The sequence below is a fragment of the Mucilaginibacter sp. Bleaf8 genome, assembly GCF_018390515.1.
GTDB lineage: Bacteria > Bacteroidota > Bacteroidia > Sphingobacteriales > Sphingobacteriaceae > Mucilaginibacter.
Genome location: NZ_JAHBBK010000002.1, coordinates 561832 through 586953, shown reverse-complemented (window position 1 = coordinate 586953; position 25122 = coordinate 561832). Strand labels below are relative to the sequence as shown.

Here is a 25122-nt window from a genome sequence, read left to right as displayed (position 1 = left end):
AAGCCGGATACCCATTATCTATTTATGAATAACATCTTAATCATCAATGATTACTCCGCCGGAGTTAAAAACGCTATCGCGTACGGTATATCTTTGGCAAAAAAAATGCAATCGAAACTGCTGATCTGGAATATTGCCAGAACTGCAGATACAAAAGTAAAGGTGTTGGCCAACTCAAAAGCCGGTGCTGTAAATGAAACCGAGACCCAAACTACATTATCGGACAGCCAGTTGTTGGACGAGACTTTATTAAAGCATTTTCAAAATGCAGATATGCCGGTTGTAAATGTAATTGAAGAAAATTACATCACTAAACAAGGCATTTTGAATGTGATCGGCCAACACAACATTCAACTGGTGGTTAAAGGCGTGGCTACCGAGCAGCCTATACACCAGGTTGTTGATGCGCAAATGAACACGGTATTGAGCAAAACTAACTGCCCGGTTGTACTGGTGCCCCAGCATTTTGATTCTGCCGAAATTCAGAACATGGTTTACATGGCCGACCAGCGCTTTAGCCAGGTTAAAATTATGTGGCAATTAAAGCATTTGGCTGATGCCTATGGCGCCGATTTGACACTGGCCAACTTAGCAGCTGATGGTATTCCGCAAATGGAAGAGACTTATGCTAACGAATTTTTCAACGATGTTATCCAGGGCCATGTTCCTTTTGACCGCATGTCATTGAACCACATTCGCGAACGTGATGTTAAAAAAGTAACTGACGTTATGGTGAATGTGCTTAAAACAGATTTGCTGGTGATGTCATACCGCAGATACCATTTTGCTGAGCTAACTAACAAAAACAAAGCTGCTCAGGATCCGGCTTACCTGCAAGTTCCTTTATTACTGTTCCCTTACTAAAAGATATTCGCCTACACGCTAACTTCAGGTTTTAACACCAAAAATGATTTGGCACATTGGCTGCTCCGGCTTTTACTACCGCCACTGGAAAGAAGTATTTTATCCGGTTGGCGTGCCGCAGCGCAAATGGTTTGATTTTTACTGCCAGCATTTCAATACCGTTGAACTGAACGGAACTTTTTACAAATCACCAACCGTCACTGGTTTAAAAAAGTGGTACGATGATAGTCCGCAGGGCTTTACCTTTGCTGTTAAAGCCCCGCGACTTATCACCCATTACCGGCAGTTCAATAACACTGCCGATCTCATTAACGAATTTTATGATACGATAACTAATGGCTTGCAGCACAAGTTGGGTACCGTATTGTTCCAAATGCCGCCCCGGTTTGCCTATACCGAGGAGCGCTTACATAAACTACTCAACAGCTTACAGCCACCTTTCAACAATGTAATTGAGCTACGCCACAGCAGCTGGTGGCAGCAGCCAGTTTACGATCAACTAAGCCGCCACAACATTACCTTTTGCGGCATGAGCCACCCCACCCTGCCCGATACAGTAATACAAAATACAGATGTGCTATACTACCGTTTTCACGGTGTGGAGCAACTATATGCATCGCTTTACACTACACAAGAATTGATAACCTTTGCGGAGCAGGTTAAAAGCACATCAGCCCAACAGGCATATATTTACTTTAATAACGATATCGGAGCCTCGGCCATTAGAAACGCAAAAGAGCTGATAGAAATTGTTGGTTTGTAAGCGGGTAACTATGCGGGCTGCACATGAGTTGGATCCATATAGAAGTATTCCCACAGATGCCCGTCCAGGTCTTTAAAGCCATGCCCGTACATAAAGCCATGATCTTGCGGCGCATTGGGCGTGGTAGCACCCGCTTCAACAGCTTTTCTTACCATATCATCAACAGCTTCGCGGTTTTCTACTGATAACGAGATTATAGATTCGTTATAACTTGTAGTATCACAAATTTCAGTTTTGGTAAAGCTTTTAAAATACGGTTCTACCAGGAGCATTACATAAATACTGTCACTGATAATCATGGAGGTGGCGTTCTCGTTGGTAAACTGTGCATTGAACGTATAGCCCAGCTTGGTGAAGAACTCTACCGACCGGTTCAAATCTTTAACCGGTATATTCACAAAAATTTGGTTTGCCATAATGGTTTGTGGTTTAATTGTTTACTACAAACATACAGGCATTCCTTGAAAGTTTTACTGGCTGATAGCGACAATAACGGGGGCAATTACGACACTACAATTTACTGGCAATCTTTTACTCAAAATAACGCCATTGCAAATAAGTGCACAAGCCCTCTAATTCCGGGAAGATCGTGAAAGCGTTAACGCCCAAAACATTCAGATCATCGCGTATATCGGCCCACTTGCTGCAGGGTATTTTCACTTTGATGAGCTTTTGGTTAAAGCTATCGGTATCTTGCAGGGAACGCTTGTCCAGCAAATCCTGCGATGAGGTTACACTGAACACGCCCGACTGATTATTGATTCGCTGCTTGATAATACGCGGACGAATGATCCTGGTTTCCGGGACTTCAAACGGATGCGTAGCTTCCAGGTTCAGGTCAAAATCCTTACTGGTAGGCATCAATATCCATATTACCGAGTAAGCGCTGGCAGGCTCCCGTTCGGGAGCAATATTGCCGGTGGCAAACCACAAGGCTGTTAATGCATTGTTCGACCAATCCAGCAAACGTGTAGGCAAGCCAAAGTGCTGGCCCAGGGTAAGGTAGTCCCAATCATCCATCGGGCGGTGCTGCTCAATAAGCAATGGGTTGGTGCGTTTAAACTCTTGCAGTAAAAGCCGCTCTACTTCCAGCAGTTCTCCCCTGGCTTTCAGGCGGCCCAGTTTCGGTATAAGCGGACTATCAACCGTTTGTCCGCGAAACAGAAAGTCACTATCATTTACATCGCCCGAACGTTCGGCCTTGCTTTCTTTTATCAGGTTTAGATATTCTTCGATCGTGCTTATTTCAAGCTCTCTCATGCTGGTTCTTCTCTTGTCAATTATGGGTATGATACGGAACTGCTACTCATTTAATTTCCAGAATGGTTTTAGCCAGGTTAATCATCTGCTCGCTGCCGGTATATTTGCCGTGCTCGTCTGATAGTTTAACCACTTCAGTCCATTCGCCATCCTGCGGGTGCGCCTCGGTCATTTTAATTACAATATTCATTGCCTTCGGCCCTGCATCATTGGTAAAGTTGGTGCCGATGCCAAACGACATACCAATACGGTTGTGGCAATGCGCTGCTATGCGTGCCACACGATCATAGTTCAGGGCGTCCGAAAAAATGATAGTCTTACTCATCGGGTCGATGCCTAAACGCTGGTAATGTGCAATCACCTTATCAGCAAACTGCAGCGGGTCGCCACTATCATGCCTAACGCCGTCAAACAGCTTGGAAAACATTTTATCAAACTGCTTAAAAAACACATCGGTTGTGTAGGTGTCCGACAAAGCTATACCTAAATCGCCACGATAAACGCGAACCCAGTTTTCGAGGCCCATAGCATTTGACATTTTAAAACCGTAGCGCGCTGCATGAAACATAAACCACTCATGGGCATGCGTACCAATCGGCTTGGTTTGATTTACCATAGCCATGTGTACATTGCTTGTACCTACAAATGAACCTGTACCGTACTGACGCAAAGCCTGTACCACCAGGCGGTGTACCTGGTACGAGTAGCGCCTGCGTGTACCAAACTCGGCTATGTTTACACCTAAGCTATGGTACTTCTCAATTTTTTCGCGTGTATTATCTACCACCTCATCGTTACTGATGCGATGCTCGTGCTGCATCACATAAAACAACTCGCAAATAAGCGACATGAGTGGTACTTCCCACAAAATAGTACGATACCACAAACCATCAATATGCACCTGCAACTGATCGCCGTGCTGCTCAATATGTACCTCTTCGGGATTATACCGGTAGCCTTCCAAAAAATCTAGGTAAACCGGATCCAGATAAGGGCAGGTAACCTGTAAGTATCTTTTTTCTTCGCGGGTAAGCTGTAGCTGGGCCATGGCATCAACCGACTGACGCAAAGCCTGCCCAAACCCGGGCGGAAAACTGTGCTTACCACGATTAATAAACTGGTAACGCGCCCTGGCCCCCTGAAAAAGCCTGACAACGCCCTGCTGCATGGTAAACTTATAAAAGTCGTTATCCAGCATGGAGGGTAACGTTACGATAGATTGTTGAAACATGTTCATGTATATTTACAAACACACTTTTTAGGGAGATGGTTTAGGTACAGGCGATATTGTTCGGCGCCGAGTTGCCTTTGTGCTTGGGTGTGTACCTGGCCTATGTGCTCTAATTATGTTGATACTTTGGAACTTTCGTCGTCTGCTCAACGCCGCAGGATTTTTTTCATAGACACAAAAGGGCCAAGCTTTCGCAATTCTTGCCAAAGCTGCAATATCATACGTCCGCTTAGATGCAAGAGCACCCATTACTCCCTTACCGGAGCAATGTTTAAGGTGCGAAGGGATGTACCTATTTACCGAATACAACTCTAATGGCTCTTCACCCTAATCCATATCATAAAGAAAAAGTAATTAGCCCCGGTTGCAATGAACAAGCTAAAAAGATTCAATATCCATTGTAGCAGGTTAAAATCTGAACAGCGTACTAAAAGAAAATACTAAACCACCCTTTATTCTTTTTAGGCTTTGGCGGCACGGGTTGGTAATAATACCGCCTATGCCTTCTGGCGTCGGCTGCGTGGCGTAACGCCTCCAGCCGGGCTTCATATTCTTCCAAATCTGCGCTTACGCTATCACGCGTGTAGGGCTTTGGAGTTACGGCTTTAGCTACTGGTGACGTAACCGGTAAACTGATGTACGGCGTATAGGTTTTGTACTCATTATTGCTGCCATCACCATCACTTTTATTCAGGAATGAAAATATGAACAGCAGCAAAAAAATCGCAGCCACGGAGATCAAGCCATAAAACATCCGCCTCGAAATATGAACGGTTGATTTGGTGAGTTCAACCATGCCTTTTTGGGCATTGAAAGTACCGCCGGCTTGTAAAAGCATGGTTTGCAGAGCATCAATCTTTTTATCCTTCTCCGTATCGGCCTGCTGGTATTGGAAAAGCATTTTTTCCAGACGCTGGTTCTCGTCCTGCAATTCGGTAATTTGCTGCACGGCCTGATGCTCGTTACCCTGCATGGTAGCCGACACCATACCCGTAGTAATTGCCTGGTGCAGTTCCACGCCAGTTAGGTAACGCTCATGCGGCTTTTTTTGCAGGCATTTATCTATCACATCCAGCAACCATTGCGGCACCTGCATTTCCAACTGCTGCTTATCGGCCGTCCAGCTACCCGGCAAATTTTTACTGCGCACTATCCGTAAATCGGGCACGGGCGATTCCATGTGCGATACCAGCACAGCGTTACGGGCCGTTTCGCCACTATCCTGTAGCGGGAAAGGCACCTGCCCGGCCAGCAATTCATATAACACCACGCCATAGCTGTATACATCTGTTTGCGGTAGCATAACGCCTTCATGCTGCTCGGGCGCCATAAACTCAATGGCACCTGCATGCCGCACACTGCTTCTGCGCTGCTCGTCTGACATTACGGCCAAACCAAAGTCCAGCAGCACATAGTTACCCGTGTGCACGTTGTACTTTACGTTATTACTCTTGATATCGCCATGCTTTACCCCTACCCCATGGCAATGCGCTAATGCGGAGGCCAGCTGATCGGCTACCTTAATGGTTTCTTTGATGGTGAATACCTTTTCGCCTTTAGGCGGATCCAGTAATTCGCATAAGTCGGGGCCTTCAATGTGTTCCATTTCGATGAACGGAAAAGAGCCGCTTTCGGTAAGGCCCGAACTCAGGATTTTTACCACATGCGGACTCGGCTGCTCGTTTACCTTGCGCAGCTTATCCACCTCGTTCTGGAAACGGCGGTAGTTGGCATCGTCCTGGCTTTCGTGATGGATGGGTGTAGGCAGCAGTTTTACGGCCGTTAATATCGTACCCGTTCTTCTGCCTTTATATACCGAGCCCTGCCCACCTGTGCGCATGGCACCCAGGTTTTCCAAGCCCTCTACTATAGTAAATACTCTGCTCATCCGTTACTTACCCCTCCGCTTTAAAGCTAAATTCAATAACGGCCGATTCGCCCAAAACAATCTGGTCTCCTTCTTTTAAATGATGGCCTATGTGTGTAGAATGCAATTTGATCGGGTCTTCGCTGTTTTCAGATCTGATTTTGATCTTGTTACGCGGAGGCACGCCACCTTCATCGGCAAATAATACGAAGCAACCGGCATCGTTGTTCCACTCCACGTGAGCGTGCTGCCTGCTGATATACTTATTTGCATCATTAGCTGAATCGGATGGAAAAGCGATGTGATTGGTACGGAAAAAACCATCATTGGCCTGCGCCTTACGGTCGCGCCCTATGTTAAGCTTGCCACTTTCGGAGCTGATGTTATATTCCTGCTTTTCGGCCTCGCCATTTAAAACCCTGATGTACGCAGATGCTGTTTGACGGATGGTATGCTTACTGGTTTTTATGAACAAAGCGGCATCCAAGGTAGGCGATTTTACCGCCTCGGGCGGGTACTGCTCGTCAAAAATAAACTCCAGCGTCCATGCATCCGGCAAGCCTATGGCGTAGTCATCAGCAATACGTTGTATCTCTTCTTTAAAACGGTCCTCTTCATCAACATATACTGCCGCCTCATACACATGTTTCTCTTCCTCGTTGCAAGCCATAAAAAGACACAGGCCTTTAATGTTAGCGCCCTCGCCACCTTCCGACTTTTGCAGTACATCCTTTATAAAACGCAGCAAAGCCTGACGTATGCCTTTCACATCGTCAGGACGCTCTTCCGTATCACTCTTGAATAAATTAAATATCATCCCTGATTCTTATCTTTTACTGTATTGTACACCACCTACAATAATATTATACCTTTTGGGTGATTATAGCAGACGCTAAAAAGACCCGATAGTTTAAACCTTACTGTTGGGCGGTTGTTTGCCCATCTAAACTTTTGATATAACCTTTTTTGAGCAGGTAAGGCACCACATGCTGCCCGGCCAGTTTTACGGCATCAGATGATCCTTTAGTAGCCTCGATGCGTACACAAACCACCATATTACCGCTGCCATCAGCCTTTGGGGCAAAAAACGTATACCAGCCATCATTAATTTGCTGGCGTTTCCAGATACGCTCGGGCGTACCGGTTTTACCGCCAACAGCTATGCCCAAAGTGTATTTTTTAGGTGCGCTTTGCTCAATCATATAACGCTGTATAAGCTGGGCATACTGCGCATTGTTGGCTAAAGTAATACTGCCTTTGGTAGATAACGTAGAATCACTGATTTTTAATACATAGCGATTGCTCATTAGCTTTCCATTGTTTGCTACGCCCGATACCAGCCGGGCAACGGCTGCCGGTGTGGCAATCAACTCGCCCTGCCCCCAGGCCATACCCGATATCCCTTTGGCACGTGTACGGCGAATATTGTTCGGATCGTACTTTGGCCGGGTATTAAATTCGGTTTTGCGCCACAGGCTACGCCACTTTTCTTCCTGCGCGGCATTTTCAGTTTGGCGACCGTAATAGTAACCACCTACACCATGCAAAAACATACCTGTTTTCATGTAAAGCGTAGCCATATCATCCTGCAAATGCTCCTGGTTGGCCAGCTTAATAAAATATACGTTGTTGGATTTCACAATAGCACGCTCCATGCTGATCATACCGGTTTCGTCGGGTTCCAGCCCTTTGGTACGGATACGCTCGGCTGCACTAACCGGGAAGCGCTTATCAGCAGCGGCCATACCCAGTTTATTGAACGCAGCGAGCGAGGTAAGCACTTTTGCTGTTGACCCTGGCTGTGTAGCGTAGGTAAACCCTAAATCCTGCGTGGTCATCCACCCGGACAGCTGGTTCTGTTCGGCATAGCTCATGGTAAGCTGCTCCCAGTTGTGTACTGGCGGCAGCGGGTACATGGCCGAAGTAAGTACATCCCCTTTGGCTGCATCCATAATCACTATAGATACGCGATTATCATGTAAAGCCGTATCACCAGCAATTGACTTTTGTATGGTAGCCTGTAAACCGGCATCGATGGTTAACTGCACATCGCGGTTGCGCTTTTTAAAAGCTTCTACCTGCTGGCTGTTGATACCGGCTAATAACAACGGTGCTAAAGCGCTGTAATCTTTTTTCACCACCGTCATTTCCTTTACTCCCTTGGGTAAAAATCGGTCTTCGCGGAAACGGGTGGCCGTTACGTTGAAGTTGGTGGTTGGCATCTGGAAGCCCCGCAACTCGGCAGCATGCTCATATTCGGCAAAGTAACCGTTGCTACTGCCATTGAATACGCCTGTATTGGCATCGCCAATCCAGAAGAATGTTTGCTCCTCGAAAGGATAATAACGATCAAGACGCTTATGCATGGCCGAATCCAGATCATAACCCGACATACCGGCGCCTGCCAGTTTAGCCCGCTGCTTTTTAATCAGTTCAGGTTTGCTTGTGGCCAGGATGATACCATTACGATCATACAGTGAACCAGCCTGCAAACGATTCATTAATATAGCAATACGCGGATTGTAGCTAAACATGCGCGCGCCGCTCTTATCGGCCACCAAAGCCGGTTGTACCACCCATTTTTTGTTACTGAACAGGTAGCGGGAAACGTTAACGGTTAAAAGCAGCAAACCCACACAGGCAGCCAGCAACGCAGGCACCAGGTTTTTATCCTGCTGTTTGGTTATATAACCCATTTGCAAAGCGGTACCCCGCACCAAAGATGCGGACAAAAGGAAACCCGATGCCAGCAAATTGGCCACCAGCGAAGAGCCGCCATAACTTTGAAACGGCAGTGATACGCCCGATAAAGGCAACGCCCCTGTTGAACCACCCGCAATGAGCAAGAACTGCACAAAAGTAGATATGCCTATACCAGCACACAAGTAAAACAAAAATGGCGTACCCGTTTGCCGGCCAATAAGTATGGCCCGGTGCAGGTACAGCAAAAACATCACAAAAATACACACAATGCCTGTCCACCCGAACTCCTCGCCCATGGAAGGCAGTATCATATCGGTATGCGCCTCGGGTATAGTTTTGGCAAAGCCCTCGCCTATGCCTTGCCCCGAAACACCACCACTGGCCATGGCCCATAGACCGTTGGCTACCTGGTCGCCGCCATACACCTCGTTGTTCCAGGCATCCAGCCAAATGGCTTTACGGTCAACTAAACGCTGTACCGGGCCGGGGATGAGTTTATCAAGGTAAGGGATCTTATCGATAGTTAAAAAGCCGGCCATGATAACCAGCACCATCACAGCCGATTCACTCAATTGCTTGCGTTTTAGCAGCATCACCAAGCCCACGGTTGCAGCGGTAACCAGTATAGACAACCATACGTTTTTCAATATCCATGATGCCAGCACGTAAACTACTACCGAGCCGGCCATGAACATAAAATCGCCACGCGAAAATGAGAACAACGCTATAAAGGTAAAACACACCACCATAGCCGGCCCCAAATCGCCCAGCAACAAGAATAGCAGCAGGGTTGCTACAATACCTACCAGTGCAATGTAAAAAAACGACCAGCGCTTGGTCCAGCTGGTATACTCGCTGATAAGCGTTTCGTTTGCGGCAAAAAAGCCGGCCAAAAACAGGATGATGAGATATTTTACAAACTCGCTCGGCTGAAAGCCGAACAGGTTCACCTTTACCCCGCTTCCTTCGGGCCCGGTACCAAATAAGATGGTTAATGATAATAAACCTATGGCAATAACCACCCATGGCCAGCCATTAGATGCGTTACGATTATTTTTAAATACAAACAGCCTGTACAATCCCGAATCGGCAGTAAAACGGCGAACATTGAAGAACAGCAATACGCACATGCCCAGCAAACCAATACCCAGGTAAATCAACGTATCTTTTGCCAGAAAGCGGTCGCGCAATGGGTCTTGCAAACTTAGCAGCGTAAGGAACGACATGCCCACCAGGATCATTACCAACGGCAGCAGCAGCTGATCGGCCGTACGGAAGCGCCATGACAGCAACAGGTGCACGATCAGAAAACCGCCGAAAAAGCAGCCCACAATGATCCAGTACCAGTGGTTAAATTCCTGTGGTGTGCGCACAATGAGCGACTTTTCCTTTTTCAGGATATTGAAATCGCGGGTGGATAAAAGTCTGATGGTGTGCGGCGATTGCACAAAGCTTACCTGCTCATCATCATCCAGATTTTGCACCCCCTGCGAGGTTCCAAATTGATAACCCGGCTGCAAAGGCAGCACCCGGAATGCCTTGCCATCGGGCAGGTGGGTAAAAGCAAAGCTACCCTGCGCATCGGTGCGGGCATAGGCCGTTAGGGTTTGTAGGCGGTGTTTACCTGCGCTGTCAGGCAAAAATTCTTTTTTAAACCCTGTACCATTTTCAGTGATGACCTTTAAGTCATCAACTTCTTCATCATTAAAAATACTATCCTGTGGCAGCACCATTTGTAATCTTACCAGCACGCCGCCTACCGCTTGTTGTTCTTTGTTTTGTATACGGCCCGATAAACCATACTTTCCCATACCAACATCTGTAGCTGATGGCAACTGCGGCGGTGCGGTACGTTCTTGTGCAAAGCGCAACGAATCCTCTCCCGTATAACCCAGCAACGAGCGGGAGGCAATTACCCGTCTTTTAAACGATTCGCCGCCTTTGGTAAAAGCCTCGTCAGCATCAATAAAGTATTTGCGCTTATTCAGTTCACCTATATTATCGGTTTGCTGTGCGGCGGTTGACTTATCGGCCACAGTAGCTTCAATTAAGGCTACATCGCGCTTATCTTCAAAATAGTAGCCTTTTTGCAGCATGGTACGGATATGGCTGGCCGGATCTTTATCGTTCAGGTTTACCATAGTGCCATCCTGCAAACGGCGGCTCACATCCTCAAAACGGTGTTGCAGTACGCTATGTAACTGATAAAATAACAGGCCAAGCACAATGGCAGTCAATAATAAAAAAATACGCTCCTTGCCCCTCCCGGCAGGCTTTATATTATCTGGTTGCATGTTGTTGCGCAGTAGATGATTGTGCTAAAGAATCGGATGTGAAGTTACCGGATGGTGATTTACCGCTGATGGGCTTGCCTGCCGGTAACAGATAACCTACCTGTACAGACACCTGGCAGTTAGTAAATTGCACGCTTTTTAAAAAAAGCGCATTATGGTAAGCAATTACGCCTGTTTTAAACCCGTTTAAATGCAGGTTATCCAACACTACGTGCCTGCAGCTCGGTGCCAACTGTATGGCCGGGCCGGTATAAGCAGAATCACTTTTGAACTCAATATTCCCCTGCGCTTTCAGGTAAAGATTATCGCGCTGTACTTTAATGGTATCGGTAATTAAAATGGCTTGCTTAAATGCAGTATCTGACAGTACTACGGTATCACCTTTGGTTTGATTGATAAGTTGCTGCAGCTTTAACTCATCCGCATTTTTATTTTTGTTAACAGGTTTTACCGCTTGCACAACCGGTTGTTGCTGCTTTTGGCTTTGCAAATAAAACCATACGGCAGCTCCAAGAAATGCAAGGCACAGAACAGCGAGCAAAATGGTGAGGCCATTGCCCGGCTTCTTTTCGTCGCGAGCAGTAGGTGTGCGCTCATAAATTACCGGCTTACTTTCCGGCTGTTTTGGTTGGATCGGCGGCACTTGTTGCTTTTGAACCGGCGGCTGCTGTTGAACCAGCGGTTGCTGCTCCACCGGCTTTGCCTCTGGTTTTACCTCATCGCTTTTTTTGGCAACCGATGCCGGTTTGGTGGCTTCCTGTACCTGAGGTGTTTTAGGATTTTGTACCAAAACCACGGTTACGTTATCACGCCCACCATTTTGATTGGCAGCATCAATGAGGTTAGCTGCCTTTTGCTCTATAGATTGGTTAGGCGCTGTAATAATATGAGTAATGGTTTCTTTATCAACCATGTCAGTTAATCCGTCACTGCAAAGCAGCAGCATATCGCCCGGCAAAAATGGTGAATGGCCGGTTTCAATATAATCGCCCTGGGTATCTATCGGGCTGGCAAAACCCAGCGCTTTGTTGATTTCATTACGTTTGGGATGCTTCATGGCAGCCTCTTCCGTTAACCGGCCCGAGTCTTCCAAAAAGCCCACAAAAGAGTGATCTTTGGTGATTTTAACCAATGAGGTATCGCGCAGCAGATACAAGCGGGTATCACCCAGGTGGGCATAATAAAACTGATTGTTTTCCACATCAACCAGCGCCAGGGTAGCCACACAGGCCATGCTGTCCATCTCTTTTACGCGCTGGCGTTCCGTATATATGTTCTCGTTGGCCTGTTTAAAGGCTTCTAACATACTGGTTTTAACATTAATGGGCGTTACGGCAAACTGGTATAATATCTGTTCGCGCGCAATCTCGGCCGCAACCTCGCCCCCATGATAACCACCAACACCATCTATTACACAAGCCAGTAAATACCTGCTACTGAGCACAGGTTGTGCAATAAAATTATCCTCGTTATTATCCCGAACCCGTCCGGTATCGGTTATTCCGTATATGTGATCAGCCATTGCGTTTACCCGATTGTTTAATGTCTATAAAATGCGTTGCCAGCAGCAGCGCGCCAATTGCCAGCAGGCTCATTGATAATATCTGCGACATCAATTTATTGGTTTATGATTTAAAAATATTAACTCCTATAATGCCGTTAAGCAGCATGCGCGAATTAACGGGTACCTCCACCCACTTGGGCGCAGCAACAGTGCTGCGTTCAACCGGTGTTTCATTCAATGAAGTAATTTCGCCAAACGAGGCCAGGTAAAATTTATCCTCAGCCTTATCATATCTGATCTGTAAATGCGGCGCATCTACCCAATCAGTAGGTATACGGAATATGTTACTTTCCTTTCTTGTCTCGTCATTACCCGAAACTTCGATGACTTCATCCTTCATTAAAAACTCCACTTTTTTACCGGCAAACTGCTGGTTCGGAAAGATAGTTTCCAGGCGGGCCAGCACGGCATCTGTCTTGGTTTTACCACCGCTGGTTTGCGCTGTTTCGGGTTCCAAACCTTCATCGTAGGGTATTTCGTAATAGCCCTCGCTGTAGTAAGTAAAGCCTTTAAGCACATCCTGATTCACGTCAAAAGTCTGGGCAATACCGGTTTGGCGGGGTATAAAGGTAACGCGCAGGTTCTCTTCTTTTTGCGGACTATCACTATCAGGTAGCAGCTTACCAATAAAGCCCTTGTCGCCGCGCGCATACTCGGGGTGCGATACCAGCCTGAACACCCACTTAGATGCGGATGGAGCCACCGTTTTACCTTGTGCACGGTACTCTTTCAGTATTTCGTAAAACTGGTTTACCGACTCATGCACAATGATGCCGAAAATGCCTTTCTTGTTTTGCATAAACTCATGGTAATCATCAGGATTAAAGCTGATGATGAATTCATGATAAAACACCACCCGGTGTGCAAAAGAAAGTTCGGCAATCGAATCCTTGAATTTTTCGATAATGTATTTATAAACGCTATCGGGCGTAAGGGCCTGGGGCTGTGCTGCCTGCTGGCTTTGCTGCTCGGTCAAAAACCAGTCTTGTATACCAATGCGTTGCCAAAAGTTAGGTTTAGATTCCATAAGCGGATAATCTCCTCAAAATATTAGAGCGGCAGGTTACCCTGCCGTTGTGCTATAAATGTTTATTGTATGCGTAACTGAACAGCAAAACACCTGCTGATGTTTGCCGGCAGGCTTTCCATTCGTAAACCGGTTTAAAACTGTTCAACGTCCGTACTATCTGTTTTAGGCGTTTCTGTACTGTCCTGTGCCGGCTTTGGCTTTTTAACAGGCGGCTGTTGCACTACAGGTGTGTCAACCTGTGGTGTAGTCGTCGGCTGCGTATTTACCGGTGTTTGTGGTTCTGGCTGGAAGCTGCCTGCTGTATCCGCCCGCATAGGTTCGTTGTTGCTAACGCTATCCTGATACTGTGAATTTGCAGCGTTGTAAGGCGACGACTTTTTGAAGAACAGCGTATACATGGAAAACGCCATTGACGAGACCAGTATAAATAGAATAGCTGCAAATAACGGTTTTGATATGGATACGTTAGATCCATCATTTTCCTTCACGGGGCTACCGGCATCAGCCTGCTGGTATTGTAATAGCAGGTCTTCCAACCGCTTATTTTCACTTTGCAATGCCGTGATGCGGGCTACGGCTGTGCCTTCATTACCGCTACTTACACTGGCCGATAAGGTACCCTGCACTACTGCCTGGTGCAACTCCACCCCACTGGCATAACGCTGTTCGGGCTTTTTGCTCAGGCAATTCATAATCAGGCTTATCAGCCATTCGGGCACCTGCATTTCCTGCAGTTGTTTTTCGTAGGTCCAGGTTGATGGCAGGTTCTTGCTGCGCAGCTCCATCAGGTTAGGAATGGGCGATTCCATGTGCGATACCAGCACCGTATTGCGCGATGTTTCGCCGCTATCGTGCAATGGGAAAGGCACCTGCCCCGCCAGCAGTTCATACAACACCACGCCATAACTGTATACATCCGTTTGCGGCAGCATTACGCCTTCGTGCTGCTCGGGCGCCATAAACTCGATGGCGCCTGCATGCCGCACACTGCTTCTGCGCTGCTCGTCTGACATTACGGCCAAGCCAAAATCCAGCAGCACATAGTTACCCGTGTGCACGTTGTACTTTACGTTGTTACTCTTGATATCGCCATGCTTTACCCCTACCCCATGGCAATGCGCTAATGCGGAGGCTAACTGCTCGGCTACCTTGATAGTTTCTTTTATGGTAAATACCTTTTCACCTTTGGGCGGTTCCAAAAGGTCTCCCAAATCAGGCCCTTCTATAAATTCCATTTCGATGAATGGGAAGGAACCGCTTTCGGTAAGGCCCGAACTCAGGATTTTAACCACATGCGGGCTCGGCTGCTCGTTTACCTTGCGCAGCTTATCCACCTCGTTCTGGAAACGGCGGTAGTTGGCATCGTCCTGGCTTTCATGATGGATGGGTGTAGGCAGCAGTTTTACGGCCGTTAATATCGTGCCCGTTCTTCTGCCTTTGTATACCGAGCCCTGGCCACCTGTGCGCATGGCACCCAGGTTTTCCAAGCCCTCTACTATAGTAAATACTCTGCTCATCAGCTACTATTTATGTAATGTGTGATTTTGACACTAAAAAAGTGCCAGTGTTACTGTATAACCGAACATTAAAAGCAATAAGCTACTACAATGTTTGCAATTTGCTGTTAGGCTGCTTTTTACCAATAATAAGAATTTTCGGCTATCAATTATCCATCCACCCGGCATTTTCAATGCCGTTGTCGAGAATACATGACAAACACCGTTTGCCCTGTTAAGTTTTGCCATTCATTTGTAACTGTTGCATTACAGGCAAACTTAACCGTGATGACATTTGTAACTTTTAGTTAAAATGAATAATTATGGATTATGTGAGATTTGGAAATACGGGCATGAAGGTATCGCGCATTTGCCTGGGTACCATGACCTACGGCCGCCCTACCGAGCGCTGGCCCTGGGCATTGGATGAAGAGCAAAGCCGTCCTTTTATACAAAAAGCACTGGAATTGGGCATTAACTTTTTTGATACGGCCGACGTGTATTCGGCAGGTGCCAGTGAAGAAGTAGTGGGCCGCGCCCTTAAAGATTTTGCGAGGCGCGATGATGTAGTACTGGCTACCAAGGTATTTAACCCTATGGGGCCGGGACCAAACGATAAGGGTTTATCACGCAAGCATATCATGAGCGCTATTGACGCCAGCTTGAAACGCCTGGGTACCGATTATGTGGATTTATACCAGATACACCGATGGGATTACGAAACCCCGATTGAAGAAACCATGGAAGCTTTGCACGATGTGGTAAAAGCCGGTAAAGCACGTTACATCGGCGCATCATCCATGTACAGCTGGCAATTTGCCCAGGCGCAGTTTGCAGCCGAGCGTAACGGGTGGACTAAATTTGTTTCCATGCAACCGCATTACAACCTGATTTACCGGGAAGAGGAGCGTGAAATGATACCGTTTTGTACAGACCAGAAAATTGCTGTTATACCATGGTCGCCGCTGGCGCGCGGACTGCTAACCGGCCGCCGCAGTAAAGAACGTACCGAAACAGAACGTGCAAAAACAGATGCCTTCGGCAAATCCCTATACAGCCAGGATGCCGATTTTGAAATCGTGAACCTGGTATCAGAACTGGCGGAGCAAAAGGGTGTGCCCAACGCACAAATAGCGCTGGCCTGGATGTTAAGCAAACCCTACATCACCGCTCCTATTGTAGGGGCCAGCAAACCGGGCCATCTGGAAGATGCCGTTGCTGCCTTACAGGTTAAACTGCCGGATGAAGAGATTAAGCGGTTGGAAGAACTGTATGTACCGCACCCGGTACTGGGTTTTCAGTAAGCCTCTCCCAAACCGTCCCCGGTAGGGAGGGCTTTTAATAATAATCCTTGTAGAAGTCTCCCCCCTTCCGGGGGAGATTTAGAGGGGGCCTCCTAAAAACTTAGCGTAAACGATACGAACGGGTACCAGCCTTCGTGCGAATAAGCCGCCTGCACTTTAAGCAAAGCCAGATCGGCCGGTGAGAAGTACATGCCTCCACCTACACTGTTGTGCCATGTGCTCGAACTCATTTTGTTTTCCCATACGCGGCCTATGCCGTGAAAGGCGGTGATGCCATACTGCCCCGGCAGTATATAGGTAGCCATGCGATTTAGTCTTATACGCGCTTCGAGGTTATTGTAAACCATTTGTTGCCCGGCAAAACGGTATTGACGATAGCCGGGTAAATTATCCGGCCCGCCTAAAAAGAGTGATTGATAATAAGCGGCTTTACCCAACGTAATACCACCACCCAATTTGTCAATAATCACAAAACTAGAATTTGTAGTTACACTTCGGTAAAACTCAACAGCAGGCGTAACCTGTACATAAGTGCCTGAGTATTGATTAAGCCCCGCCATAGCCTGCAGCTTTACACCAAAATAAATACCCCATGATGGCAGAACCGCGTTGTTGCGCTTATCATTAATATAAGTAACGGATAAGCCGGCATGGGCTTTATCCTGCACAACCGTTGCGCTGTCATAACTATGTATCAGGTTTGAATTATAGATGAGCCTGTTTTTATCATCCTGTAAAAAATGATAGTATTGGAAAGCCGGACCGATGCGCACGCTGGTTACCCCGCTTGCGTTCTGCCAGCGTAATGCAGCATTCACCTCGTATAGGTTAAAACGGGCACGGTAGTAAGATTTAAAATCATCAACCTTATTGAACCCGGTGTTATTACCGCGACCGAAAAAATTGATCACATTTGGCAAGCTTACTTTCCCTTGTAATATAATATCGGCTTTGTCTATAGCATCGGTCCACTCGCCTTGGTAAGTTAGCTTATTAGCCTTATTGTCAAACCCATGCTGCACGGTAAATTCCTGCACATTGCCAGGCATTTTGCGGAAGCCTTGCGTAATAAAACGGATACCTGCACTGAGCCATACGCCGTCATCCGGATTATAACCGGCCATCAGAACCGGTGCCCGTACATTATACAAATTAGTGGGAATGAAGCCCACATTTACAGAATCCTTACTGATATGTTTATCCAAACCACTTTGTACCTTGCCTATAAACGAGGCATTGCTGCCTTTTTCATAAACGTTGATTTCTTTATCTATCTGTTGTGCATTGTAAGTTTTATTACCGGCACCGCCCACAAGCCTAAGTTTAACAGATGACCGTTTAATATTCACCACAATGCTGTCATCACCTTTAGCAGCATACACCCTAAGCTCACGTGTAATAGCCGGATCATATATACGACTAAACAAAACTTGCTTTTCGGCACCGTTCCGCACCTTTTTACGGATGGTTACGTACAGGTTGCCATTCAATGTATCTTGTATGGTAATTAATTCGTGTTTGTCGGTTGCCCTAATATCCACAATACGGTTAAAAAAGCGGTAGTAGTTTTCGGAAGCTATCATGAGTTGATTGCGCCGTTGCTGCATTTGTTTAAACAGCAACTGGTGCCTTATGCGGTAGGCTTCTGCCGGTAGCTTGCGCAGTGCGGCTTGTAATACCGAATCGGTAAGGCTGGCAGCAACATATTGGGTAAGCCGCATCCAGTTATCATGATCCAGCCCGGCTAAGTACCGGCTGTTGAGTGTACGCCCACTGAAATAAAAGAAGTTTACGTCATCAGCCCCCGATGCATAGCCTTTCAAATAAGGCGCAACCCACATGCGCGAATTGATCTTGGGTATAATGCCCTCATTCACATAAAAAGCCTGATCGCGGTTGCGGGGTACGGCAAAGTAATATTTATGACCGTCCGCACTGCGGTTTTGCCAGCGCCATTGGTCGGCCTGCTGGTCCCAATCGCCCATAAACCAATCCAGTAAACGGGCTTTAAAAAACTCAGCCGTATCTACCAGGTTATCATTATCCCGGTCAAGCTGTTTCAGCATATTACCAGTATTTACTGAGCGGTTGCCGGGGTTATACTCTTCCAATATGCAAATCTTGCCTGCAAATATCTTTTCATAATAGCCCAGTTTGCCATCGGGCGATACCCAGCCAATAACAGGATTGGTATGCGGCACTTTAACCGCATTGGCTAGTACCGGCGCCATTAGCGTAGCATACGGGTGCTGGGCCGACATGGCATCGCGCAACCACGACTTAGCCAGTGTTTCGCGCTGCGACTGCGTTAAAATCACTTCGGGATATTTTTCAATACTACTCAATACCCACTGCTTGCCCTGGCTATCTTTCAATATCAAGGATTTGGTTTGATGAATGCCGCCCAACTGCACCGGCGTTAGTCCACCCTTTGCTTCACTAATGCGAATTACCGGCAGCTTTACAGGTGCAGCCCATTCCTTGCGGTAATTTTCACCGTATAGCTTACGGTGTATTTTGCTCACCTGATCAAATTCCGGGCGTGCCTTTACCACCACACTATCCTGCATAACCGGTGTGCCCGCTGGTTGCAGTGCTATATTAACCGGATCATAGGGTTTGGTATAAGTGAACACCTGCCGAATTACACTATCGCTGCTGGCATAGTAAGTAAAGCGGATGCTTTTATTGGTGAGCAAATCTGCCGTAACATAGCCGCCTGTTGATGCTGCATAAAGCGCGTTTTTCCCTTTCTTAACAAAGGCCTGCTTAGCACCCGATCCGCTTACTACCTGCATTTGCCGCCCTTTAATAAACTGCAGACCATGCTCATGGCCTGATACATGCACCACATTGGGAAAGCCATCAAACACGGCATCTATTTTTTGCACCATACGCCGGTAAAGCGGGTGCCCCTGATCTTCGGCTGTGGCAAAGTTGGCCCGCAAAAACGGATACAAAGCACCTAAGCCTGGCAAGGGGATATAAAGGGACCGCTTTACAGAGGTCAGCGGAAAAAAGTAATCCAAAATATCATAAGCCCCGCCATGATGCCCGTAAGATTGGAACGGATGGTGATCGCTCAGCAAAATAACTTTATTACGATTTTTATAAAGCAGTTCTTTTAAACGGTCTATAACCTCATCCTGCGTTTTACAGTCGCAATCCGCATTCGGATTATCTTTACTAAAAAGGTAAAGCCACCATTCGGAGTCAAAAGCGATGATGGTAAGATCTTTGTTAATACTGATTTCATACGGGCCGGGGCAGCCATCCTCGGGCACAACCTTTAATAGCGAATCTTTCTGCTCGCTGATATATTCCCACTGCCGCTTTACCTTGGCCATGCCTTTTGGGCCCATGCGGTCCCAATCGTGGTTTCCGGGGATGAAATAGACCGGTGCACCTTTTTGTCGCATAGGCTGGTATTGTGATTGGAGTATCTTTTTTGTTCCCTCCTCCTCACGGCTACCGGGCAACCCCATGCCGGTGGGATAAATATTATCACCTAAGTAAACTACCGAGGTTTTACCCGAAATGATATTATTGGCCGCATGGGTAAGCACGCCGCTTTGCTGCGGGTCCAGCTCGCCGGCATCCCCAATGTAAACAATACGATAAACAACAGAATCCTGCGCCAGCAGCGCCAAAGGAAAGCTTAATAAAAGGCAGAGCAGAATTTTCTTCATTCAGGCAGATAAGATTATAGTTTGAAGACCTTGTATTAACAAGTAAGGCAAAATATCGAAAAAGTATCCGAAACAACAAGCCAACATTTTTACGGAAGTGAATGTTTGACAATCGCATTACGCGATGCAGCATAATAAACTTTTTATTTGCCTGCAAGTCTTATCTCATACTTGTAAAGTTTGTTAGCAACGCGGCTGAAGCGTTTTGCTGTGTAAAACAAACTTTATAGGCGCAAATGAGTTAAAATAATGTTGTAATTTTTTTTCAACCCTTAAATATTCGCTATGAAAATTCAACTATTAATACCAGTTATGCTCGTTGTAGCAGCCGTGACTGCAACAAGTTGTGTTAGTACAAAAAAATACCAGGCCCTGCAAACCAGCTACAACACGCTGGACAGCAATCACCGCGAACTGCGCACTCGCTTTTTGACCGATGAACGTAACTTGGCAGTTTTAAACGGACGTGTAAAAAGCCTGGATGAGCAGATCGCTGCAGAACGCTCCAACAACAAAACACTGCAAAACGCGCTTGATAAATGTTTAAGCTCCAGCAGCCAGGGCAACGTGAACATCTCTAAACTGGTTGACGAGATCAACAGTTCTAACAGATACATTCAGCAACTGGTGAATGCTAAAAACAAAAGCGACTCGCTTAACATGGTACTTACCAATAACCTGACCCGCTCACTGAGCCAGCAGGAAATGAAAGATGTTGACGTACAGGTACTGAAAGGTGTAGTTTACATTTCGCTTGCCGATAATATGCTGTACAAATCGGGCAGCTTTGAAATTTCAGACCGTGCAAATGAAACACTGAGCAAAATATCCAAAATCATTAAGGATTACAATAATTACGATGTACTGATTGAGGGTAACACCGATAATGTGCCTATCGCACAGAAAAGCATCCGCAACAACTGGGACCTGAGTGCCCTGCGGGCATCATCAGTAGTATTGGCGCTGCAAACCAATTACGGGGTTGACCCAAAACGCCTGACTGCTGGCGGCCGTGGCGAGTATAACCCGATAGCCGATAACAGCACGGAGGCCGGGCGGGCCAAAAACCGCCGCACGCAAATTATCATAACGCCAAAACTGGATCAGTTTATGGATCTGATTGGTAAAGCACCAGAAAAATAAAATTTAAAAGGCTGCCTGATTGTCAGGCAGCCTTTTTTGTATGCTACTTATCAATGCTTTAGCTGCTCCTTTAGTCAAAATTGCTTTTGGCTAACAAAACATTAGTAATCACTAACCATCTTTGTAACAAAACAAACAACTACAAATGACTTCAGTAAAAGCTTATGCTGCACAAGCTGCAGACAAACCTTTAGCTCCGTTTAGCATTGACCGCCGTGAACCGGGACCGGACGATGTGGAGATCAAAATTTTATATTGCGGCGTTTGCCACTCAGATATTCATACCGCGCGTGGTGAATGGGGCGGTACAGTGTACCCTGCGGTACCCGGACATGAAATTGTGGGTAAAGTAACCCGCGTTGGCGAAAATGTAACCCGCTTTAAAGAAGGCGATACCGTAGGTGTAGGCTGCTTTGTTGACTCCTGCATGCACTGCGTTAACTGCGAGGCTGATTTAGAGCAATACTGCCTTAACGGACACACCCAAACGTACAACTCTTTAACGCAGGATAAGCAATCGATCACCTTAGGCGGTTACTCCAGCCATATTGTGGTTACCCAGCACTTTGTACTGTCGGTATCAGACAAATTACCGCTTGAGAAAGTTGCACCATTGCTGTGTGCCGGTATCACTACCTACTCGCCGCTGCGCCACTGGAATGTAAAAGCAGGTGATAAACTGGCTGTTGTTGGTTTAGGCGGGCTGGGCCACATGGCTGTAAAACTGGCTGCATCAATGGGTGCAGAGGTGACCATGCTGAGCCGCTCAAAAAGCAAAGAAAAAGATGCTTCTGAACTGGGCGCTCACCACTTTAAATTAACTACAGACAAAGATACCATGGCCGAACTGGCTGGCAGCTTTGACATCATCATCAATACCGTTTCGGCACAACATGATTATAATGAGTATTTGAATCTGTTAAAAACCGATGGTGTGATGGTATTATTAGGCGCGCCACCACAGCCAACTCCAGTTGGTGCTTTCCCATTAATTATGGGTCGACGCACATTGGCCGGATCCTTAGTAGGCGGCATTAAAGAAACACAGGAAATGCTTGATTACTGTGCCGAGCACAACATTACCTCGGATGTAGAAGTAATCAGTATTGATAAAATCAACGAAGCCTATGAGCGCACTTTAGCCGGTGATGTGCATTACCGCTTTGTGATTGATATGGCTACTTTGTAAGCAATTAGCCAAAATAGTCTCGCAAAAACAGGCATCAGTAATTGATGCCTGTTTTAGTTTATAATAGATTAATTTTTATTTAGAAAACTTCGCCTACATCAATAAACAATCCTTTTGAGCCTTGGCGGCCAAAGCCGTAATCAATGGCAATATTGGTGCGCGATTTTTTGTTCAGCTTAAGGCGCAAACCCGGGCCAAAAGCCGGTTGTACCCGCTGCATGGCGGTACCCGGTTCGGCCGATAAACTTTGTGCGTTGGCAAACAACACCCCACCTACTAACCCGTTGCGGGTAATTTTGAAACGGTATTCGCTCTCCAGATACACCATTTGTGCGCCACGGAACCTGCCCTGAATGTATCCCCTACCCGTAGCTGAGTTAGGATCCCACGAGCTGCTGGGCAAACTTAAATAAGGCGGCCTGCCATGTAAGGTAAGCCAGTTGTATGACCAGAAAGCCAGTACGTTTTGCGAGGATGCCGGGAAAGGCACATATTTACGTAAATCAATAATTACCGATTGCCAGCTGGTGGTGCTGCCCATCCAGGTTGGGTTGGTACGATACTGCACGCTGCCAAACCAACCTTTGTACGGGTTGATGGAATTATCGCGCGAATCCTGAATAACTTCAAAGTTTACGCCTGATGCCAGTGAGTGTGGAGTGGTTCCATAATTTTCAAAATCAGATATGGCGCCGTTTTTTGGGCCATCGTGCGATATGTTCCAGTAGGCATCTACAGCATAGCCCAATCCCGCATACCAGTTGCCGCTGATATGCCTGAGCGCTGTTTCATAAAAACGGGCAAATGCAAATTTCATTGGGTCCTCGTTTTTGATATTGGAGCTGCTACCCAAGCCGTAGGTGTTTTGCGGATAATTATAAAAGCGGTAATCGCCCACAAACTCATACTCGTTGTTGCGGGTCCATATATTAGACAACACAGGCATCAGGAACTGCTTGTTTTGCGTATAGGATGCGCTGGCCACAATGGTTGATATGCGCGACTTGGGCCCTGTACGGAACGCCGCATTGCCCGATAGCACAATGGCCAGCCTTGATACCAGGGTATACCCGATAGCAGGCACAACAGAAAATTCCGGCTTGGAAGTTACCGAATCGTTCTCGAGTGCGCTACGTACATGAAATATGCTTTTGATCACATCCGGCAAATCTTTTTGGCGCGTAGTATCGGCGGCTAACCGCACGGTATCGGCAACGCCTTTTTTACCGGATACCAGCTGTGGTATAGATACGCTTTTATCGGTTTGCGCATATGCACTTTGGGCTTCAATCAATAGCCAGAAAATGATCGATACTATGGTAAACGAAAATCTGCTGATATAAAAGCGCTGTAGTATCATGTAAGGATTATAAGGCAATTAGTACGATGACACAATTCATTATGTCATTAGTAGTAGTTTAATTAATCACAAATGTAATCACTAAGTTACAATGTTCTCTTACATCTTCCTATGCCAAAATTCATTGCAGCAAAAAAGCTGCCTTGAGCAAGGCAGCTTTTTTGGTTTCTATTATTAGAACAGCAACTGGGCAAGGATGCTACCTGCCTTCTTTCAATTGCAAATCTTTTCCGGCAATATCTTCCCAACGGTAATAGTGAAAAGTTTTGTTGTTACTCATCACCACAAAAAGACCATGTTTAAAAGTGTTATTTAGTGGTACAGCCACAACATCAGAACCGTCACTTTCATGGGCATCAACGTTGGCTATCTTGAGCAGGCGATGTTCAAACGGATTTGTTTTTGTACCCTCCCGGCTAAATATCTGAAAACGGTTAGCACCCTGGTCTGACACGAGTATGTACCCCGTAGTATCGCTTAGCTTGTAAATGGAAATACCTTCATGATCTACAGCAAAACCGCTCGTACCGAAAATGGCCAGTTGCTTATCCCCTTTTTCGGGATCGGCATAGTACTGCCGAACGCCGGTTTGCTCGTCCGAATAATATACATACCCCAGCTCATTATCAACCGCAATGGATTCGATCTCTTTTTTACCGCTATACTCGCCAAATTTACGTACCAGCTCGGCTTTTACATGGCCGACACCGTCATCGCTAAGCAGGTATTGCCATAAATACCCGCCGTTTTGCGGGCCACTTTTACGGCCTACAATGGCGTACATTTTACCGCTTTTGGTAGTGTAAACAGCAATACCCATCAAATCGCGATACTCCATACCGGTTTCGCCCACAAATACATCAATGCCATCATTATCAATAGGCTGCATATCGGGTAATGAAAAGATACGCAGCTTGTGCGTCATGCGCTCAGTGGTGATAGCTATGTCTGTTGGTTTACCATTCAGATTCAGGCCATAGGCTATATCCACATTGTTAGGACGCTTTAAGCCTTTCACTACTTTACCCGGCACAATTTTGCCATTCAAATCAAACACATACAACCCACCTTCGGCATTTTTATCAGTGCCTATAACCAGGCTTTGCGCCGGGTTTTGCGGGTTAACCCAAATTGCCGGATCATCGCTATCAAACTGTACGGGTTCGGTTACAATCACCGGCTTAATAGCCGGCGCAGCAAAACCGGCTACCTTCATCAGTTTTGGGTCCTTAACAGCGGTTTGCCCACATGCCGACTGCATGGTGGCTACCGCAAATAAGCCCGGAATTATTAATTTATAATTACGCATTTATCAACTACAATACAGCGCAGCAGGTAAATACTGCTGCGCGTTTAAAAAACCAA

General features: G+C 46.5%; 17 protein-coding genes. 5 read left to right on the top strand and 12 right to left on the bottom strand.

Features of this window, described 5'->3' with window-relative positions:
• The first annotated feature begins 24 nt into the window (after nucleotides 1-24).
• Entirely contained in the window at nucleotides 25-864 is an 840-nt protein-coding gene (locus KHS38_RS11180) for a universal stress protein (RefSeq protein ID WP_213488629.1), read from the top strand.
• A gap of 43 nt (nucleotides 865-907) precedes the next feature.
• The gene (locus KHS38_RS11175; protein WP_213488628.1) at nucleotides 908-1627 is read left to right on the top strand and encodes a DUF72 domain-containing protein; all 720 of its coding nucleotides are present in this window, start codon (nucleotides 908-910) and stop codon (nucleotides 1625-1627) included.
• 8 nt (nucleotides 1628-1635) lie between these two features.
• Here KHS38_RS11175 and KHS38_RS11170 read toward each other — a convergent pair whose 3' ends face one another.
• From KHS38_RS11170 to KHS38_RS11130, 9 genes are all read right to left on the bottom strand, one after another.
• Nucleotides 1636-2043 (bottom strand): VOC family protein, encoded by a 408-nt coding sequence (locus KHS38_RS11170; RefSeq protein ID WP_213488627.1) that lies wholly within the window; start codon nucleotides 2041-2043, stop codon nucleotides 1636-1638.
• A gap of 115 nt (nucleotides 2044-2158) precedes the next feature.
• On the bottom strand, nucleotides 2159-2887 hold the full coding sequence (locus KHS38_RS11165; RefSeq protein WP_213488626.1) for an FRG domain-containing protein: 729 nt from the start codon (nucleotides 2885-2887) through the stop codon (nucleotides 2159-2161).
• 46 nt (nucleotides 2888-2933) lie between these two features.
• Nucleotides 2934-4124: a nicotinate phosphoribosyltransferase gene (gene pncB, locus KHS38_RS11160; RefSeq protein WP_213488625.1), complete on the bottom strand. Its 1191-nt coding sequence runs from the start codon at nucleotides 4122-4124 to the stop codon at nucleotides 2934-2936.
• A gap of 421 nt (nucleotides 4125-4545) precedes the next feature.
• Nucleotides 4546-6006, bottom strand: a complete 1461-nt coding sequence (locus KHS38_RS11155) for a serine/threonine protein kinase (RefSeq protein ID WP_213488624.1) — start codon at nucleotides 6004-6006, stop codon at nucleotides 4546-4548.
• A 7-nt stretch (nucleotides 6007-6013) separates the two neighbouring features.
• A complete protein-coding gene (locus KHS38_RS11150) occupies nucleotides 6014-6802 on the bottom strand; it encodes an FHA domain-containing protein (RefSeq protein ID WP_249665375.1) in 789 nt (262 codons plus the stop codon).
• A gap of 100 nt (nucleotides 6803-6902) precedes the next feature.
• On the bottom strand, nucleotides 6903-10982 hold the full coding sequence (locus KHS38_RS11145) for an FtsW/RodA/SpoVE family cell cycle protein (RefSeq protein WP_213488623.1): 4080 nt from the start codon (nucleotides 10980-10982) through the stop codon (nucleotides 6903-6905).
• Nucleotides 10969-12504 carry a PP2C family protein-serine/threonine phosphatase gene (locus tag KHS38_RS11140; RefSeq protein ID WP_213488622.1) on the bottom strand — a complete coding sequence of 512 codons (1536 nt, stop codon included), beginning with the start codon at nucleotides 12502-12504 and terminating at the stop codon, nucleotides 10969-10971. The genes KHS38_RS11145 and KHS38_RS11140 overlap by 14 nt, the downstream gene beginning before the upstream one ends.
• 103 nt (nucleotides 12505-12607) lie before the next feature.
• Complete coding sequence (locus KHS38_RS11135; protein WP_213488621.1) at nucleotides 12608-13573, bottom strand: hypothetical protein; 966 nt, start codon at nucleotides 13571-13573, stop codon at nucleotides 12608-12610.
• A gap of 134 nt (nucleotides 13574-13707) precedes the next feature.
• The gene (locus KHS38_RS11130; RefSeq protein ID WP_213488620.1) at nucleotides 13708-15093 is read right to left on the bottom strand and encodes a serine/threonine protein kinase; all 1386 of its coding nucleotides are present in this window, start codon (nucleotides 15091-15093) and stop codon (nucleotides 13708-13710) included.
• Nucleotides 15094-15395: 302 nt separating this feature from the next.
• Between KHS38_RS11130 and KHS38_RS11125 the strand changes: the two genes are divergently transcribed.
• Nucleotides 15396-16376 (top strand): aldo/keto reductase, encoded by a 981-nt coding sequence (locus tag KHS38_RS11125; protein ID WP_213488619.1) that lies wholly within the window; start codon nucleotides 15396-15398, stop codon nucleotides 16374-16376.
• Between the two features lie 92 nt (nucleotides 16377-16468).
• Here the strand turns inward: KHS38_RS11125 and KHS38_RS11120 are convergent, their stop codons facing one another.
• Nucleotides 16469-20065, bottom strand: a complete 3597-nt coding sequence (locus KHS38_RS11120) for a BamA/TamA family outer membrane protein (RefSeq protein WP_213488618.1) — start codon at nucleotides 20063-20065, stop codon at nucleotides 16469-16471.
• 285 nt (nucleotides 20066-20350) lie between these two features.
• Between KHS38_RS11120 and KHS38_RS11115 the strand changes: the two genes are divergently transcribed.
• Nucleotides 20351-21208: an OmpA/MotB family protein gene (locus tag KHS38_RS11115; RefSeq protein ID WP_213488617.1), complete on the top strand. Its 858-nt coding sequence runs from the start codon at nucleotides 20351-20353 to the stop codon at nucleotides 21206-21208.
• Between the two features lie 145 nt (nucleotides 21209-21353).
• Nucleotides 21354-22397: an NAD(P)-dependent alcohol dehydrogenase gene (locus tag KHS38_RS11110; protein WP_213488616.1), complete on the top strand. Its 1044-nt coding sequence runs from the start codon at nucleotides 21354-21356 to the stop codon at nucleotides 22395-22397.
• Between the two features lie 79 nt (nucleotides 22398-22476).
• On the opposite strand, the gene KHS38_RS11105 is transcribed toward KHS38_RS11110, so the two are convergent.
• Nucleotides 22477-23757, bottom strand: a complete 1281-nt coding sequence (locus tag KHS38_RS11105; protein WP_213488615.1) for a BamA/TamA family outer membrane protein — start codon at nucleotides 23755-23757, stop codon at nucleotides 22477-22479.
• A 199-nt stretch (nucleotides 23758-23956) separates the two neighbouring features.
• On the bottom strand, nucleotides 23957-25066 hold the full coding sequence (locus KHS38_RS11100; protein WP_249665374.1) for a phytase: 1110 nt from the start codon (nucleotides 25064-25066) through the stop codon (nucleotides 23957-23959).
• Nucleotides 25067-25122 lie beyond the last annotated feature (56 nt).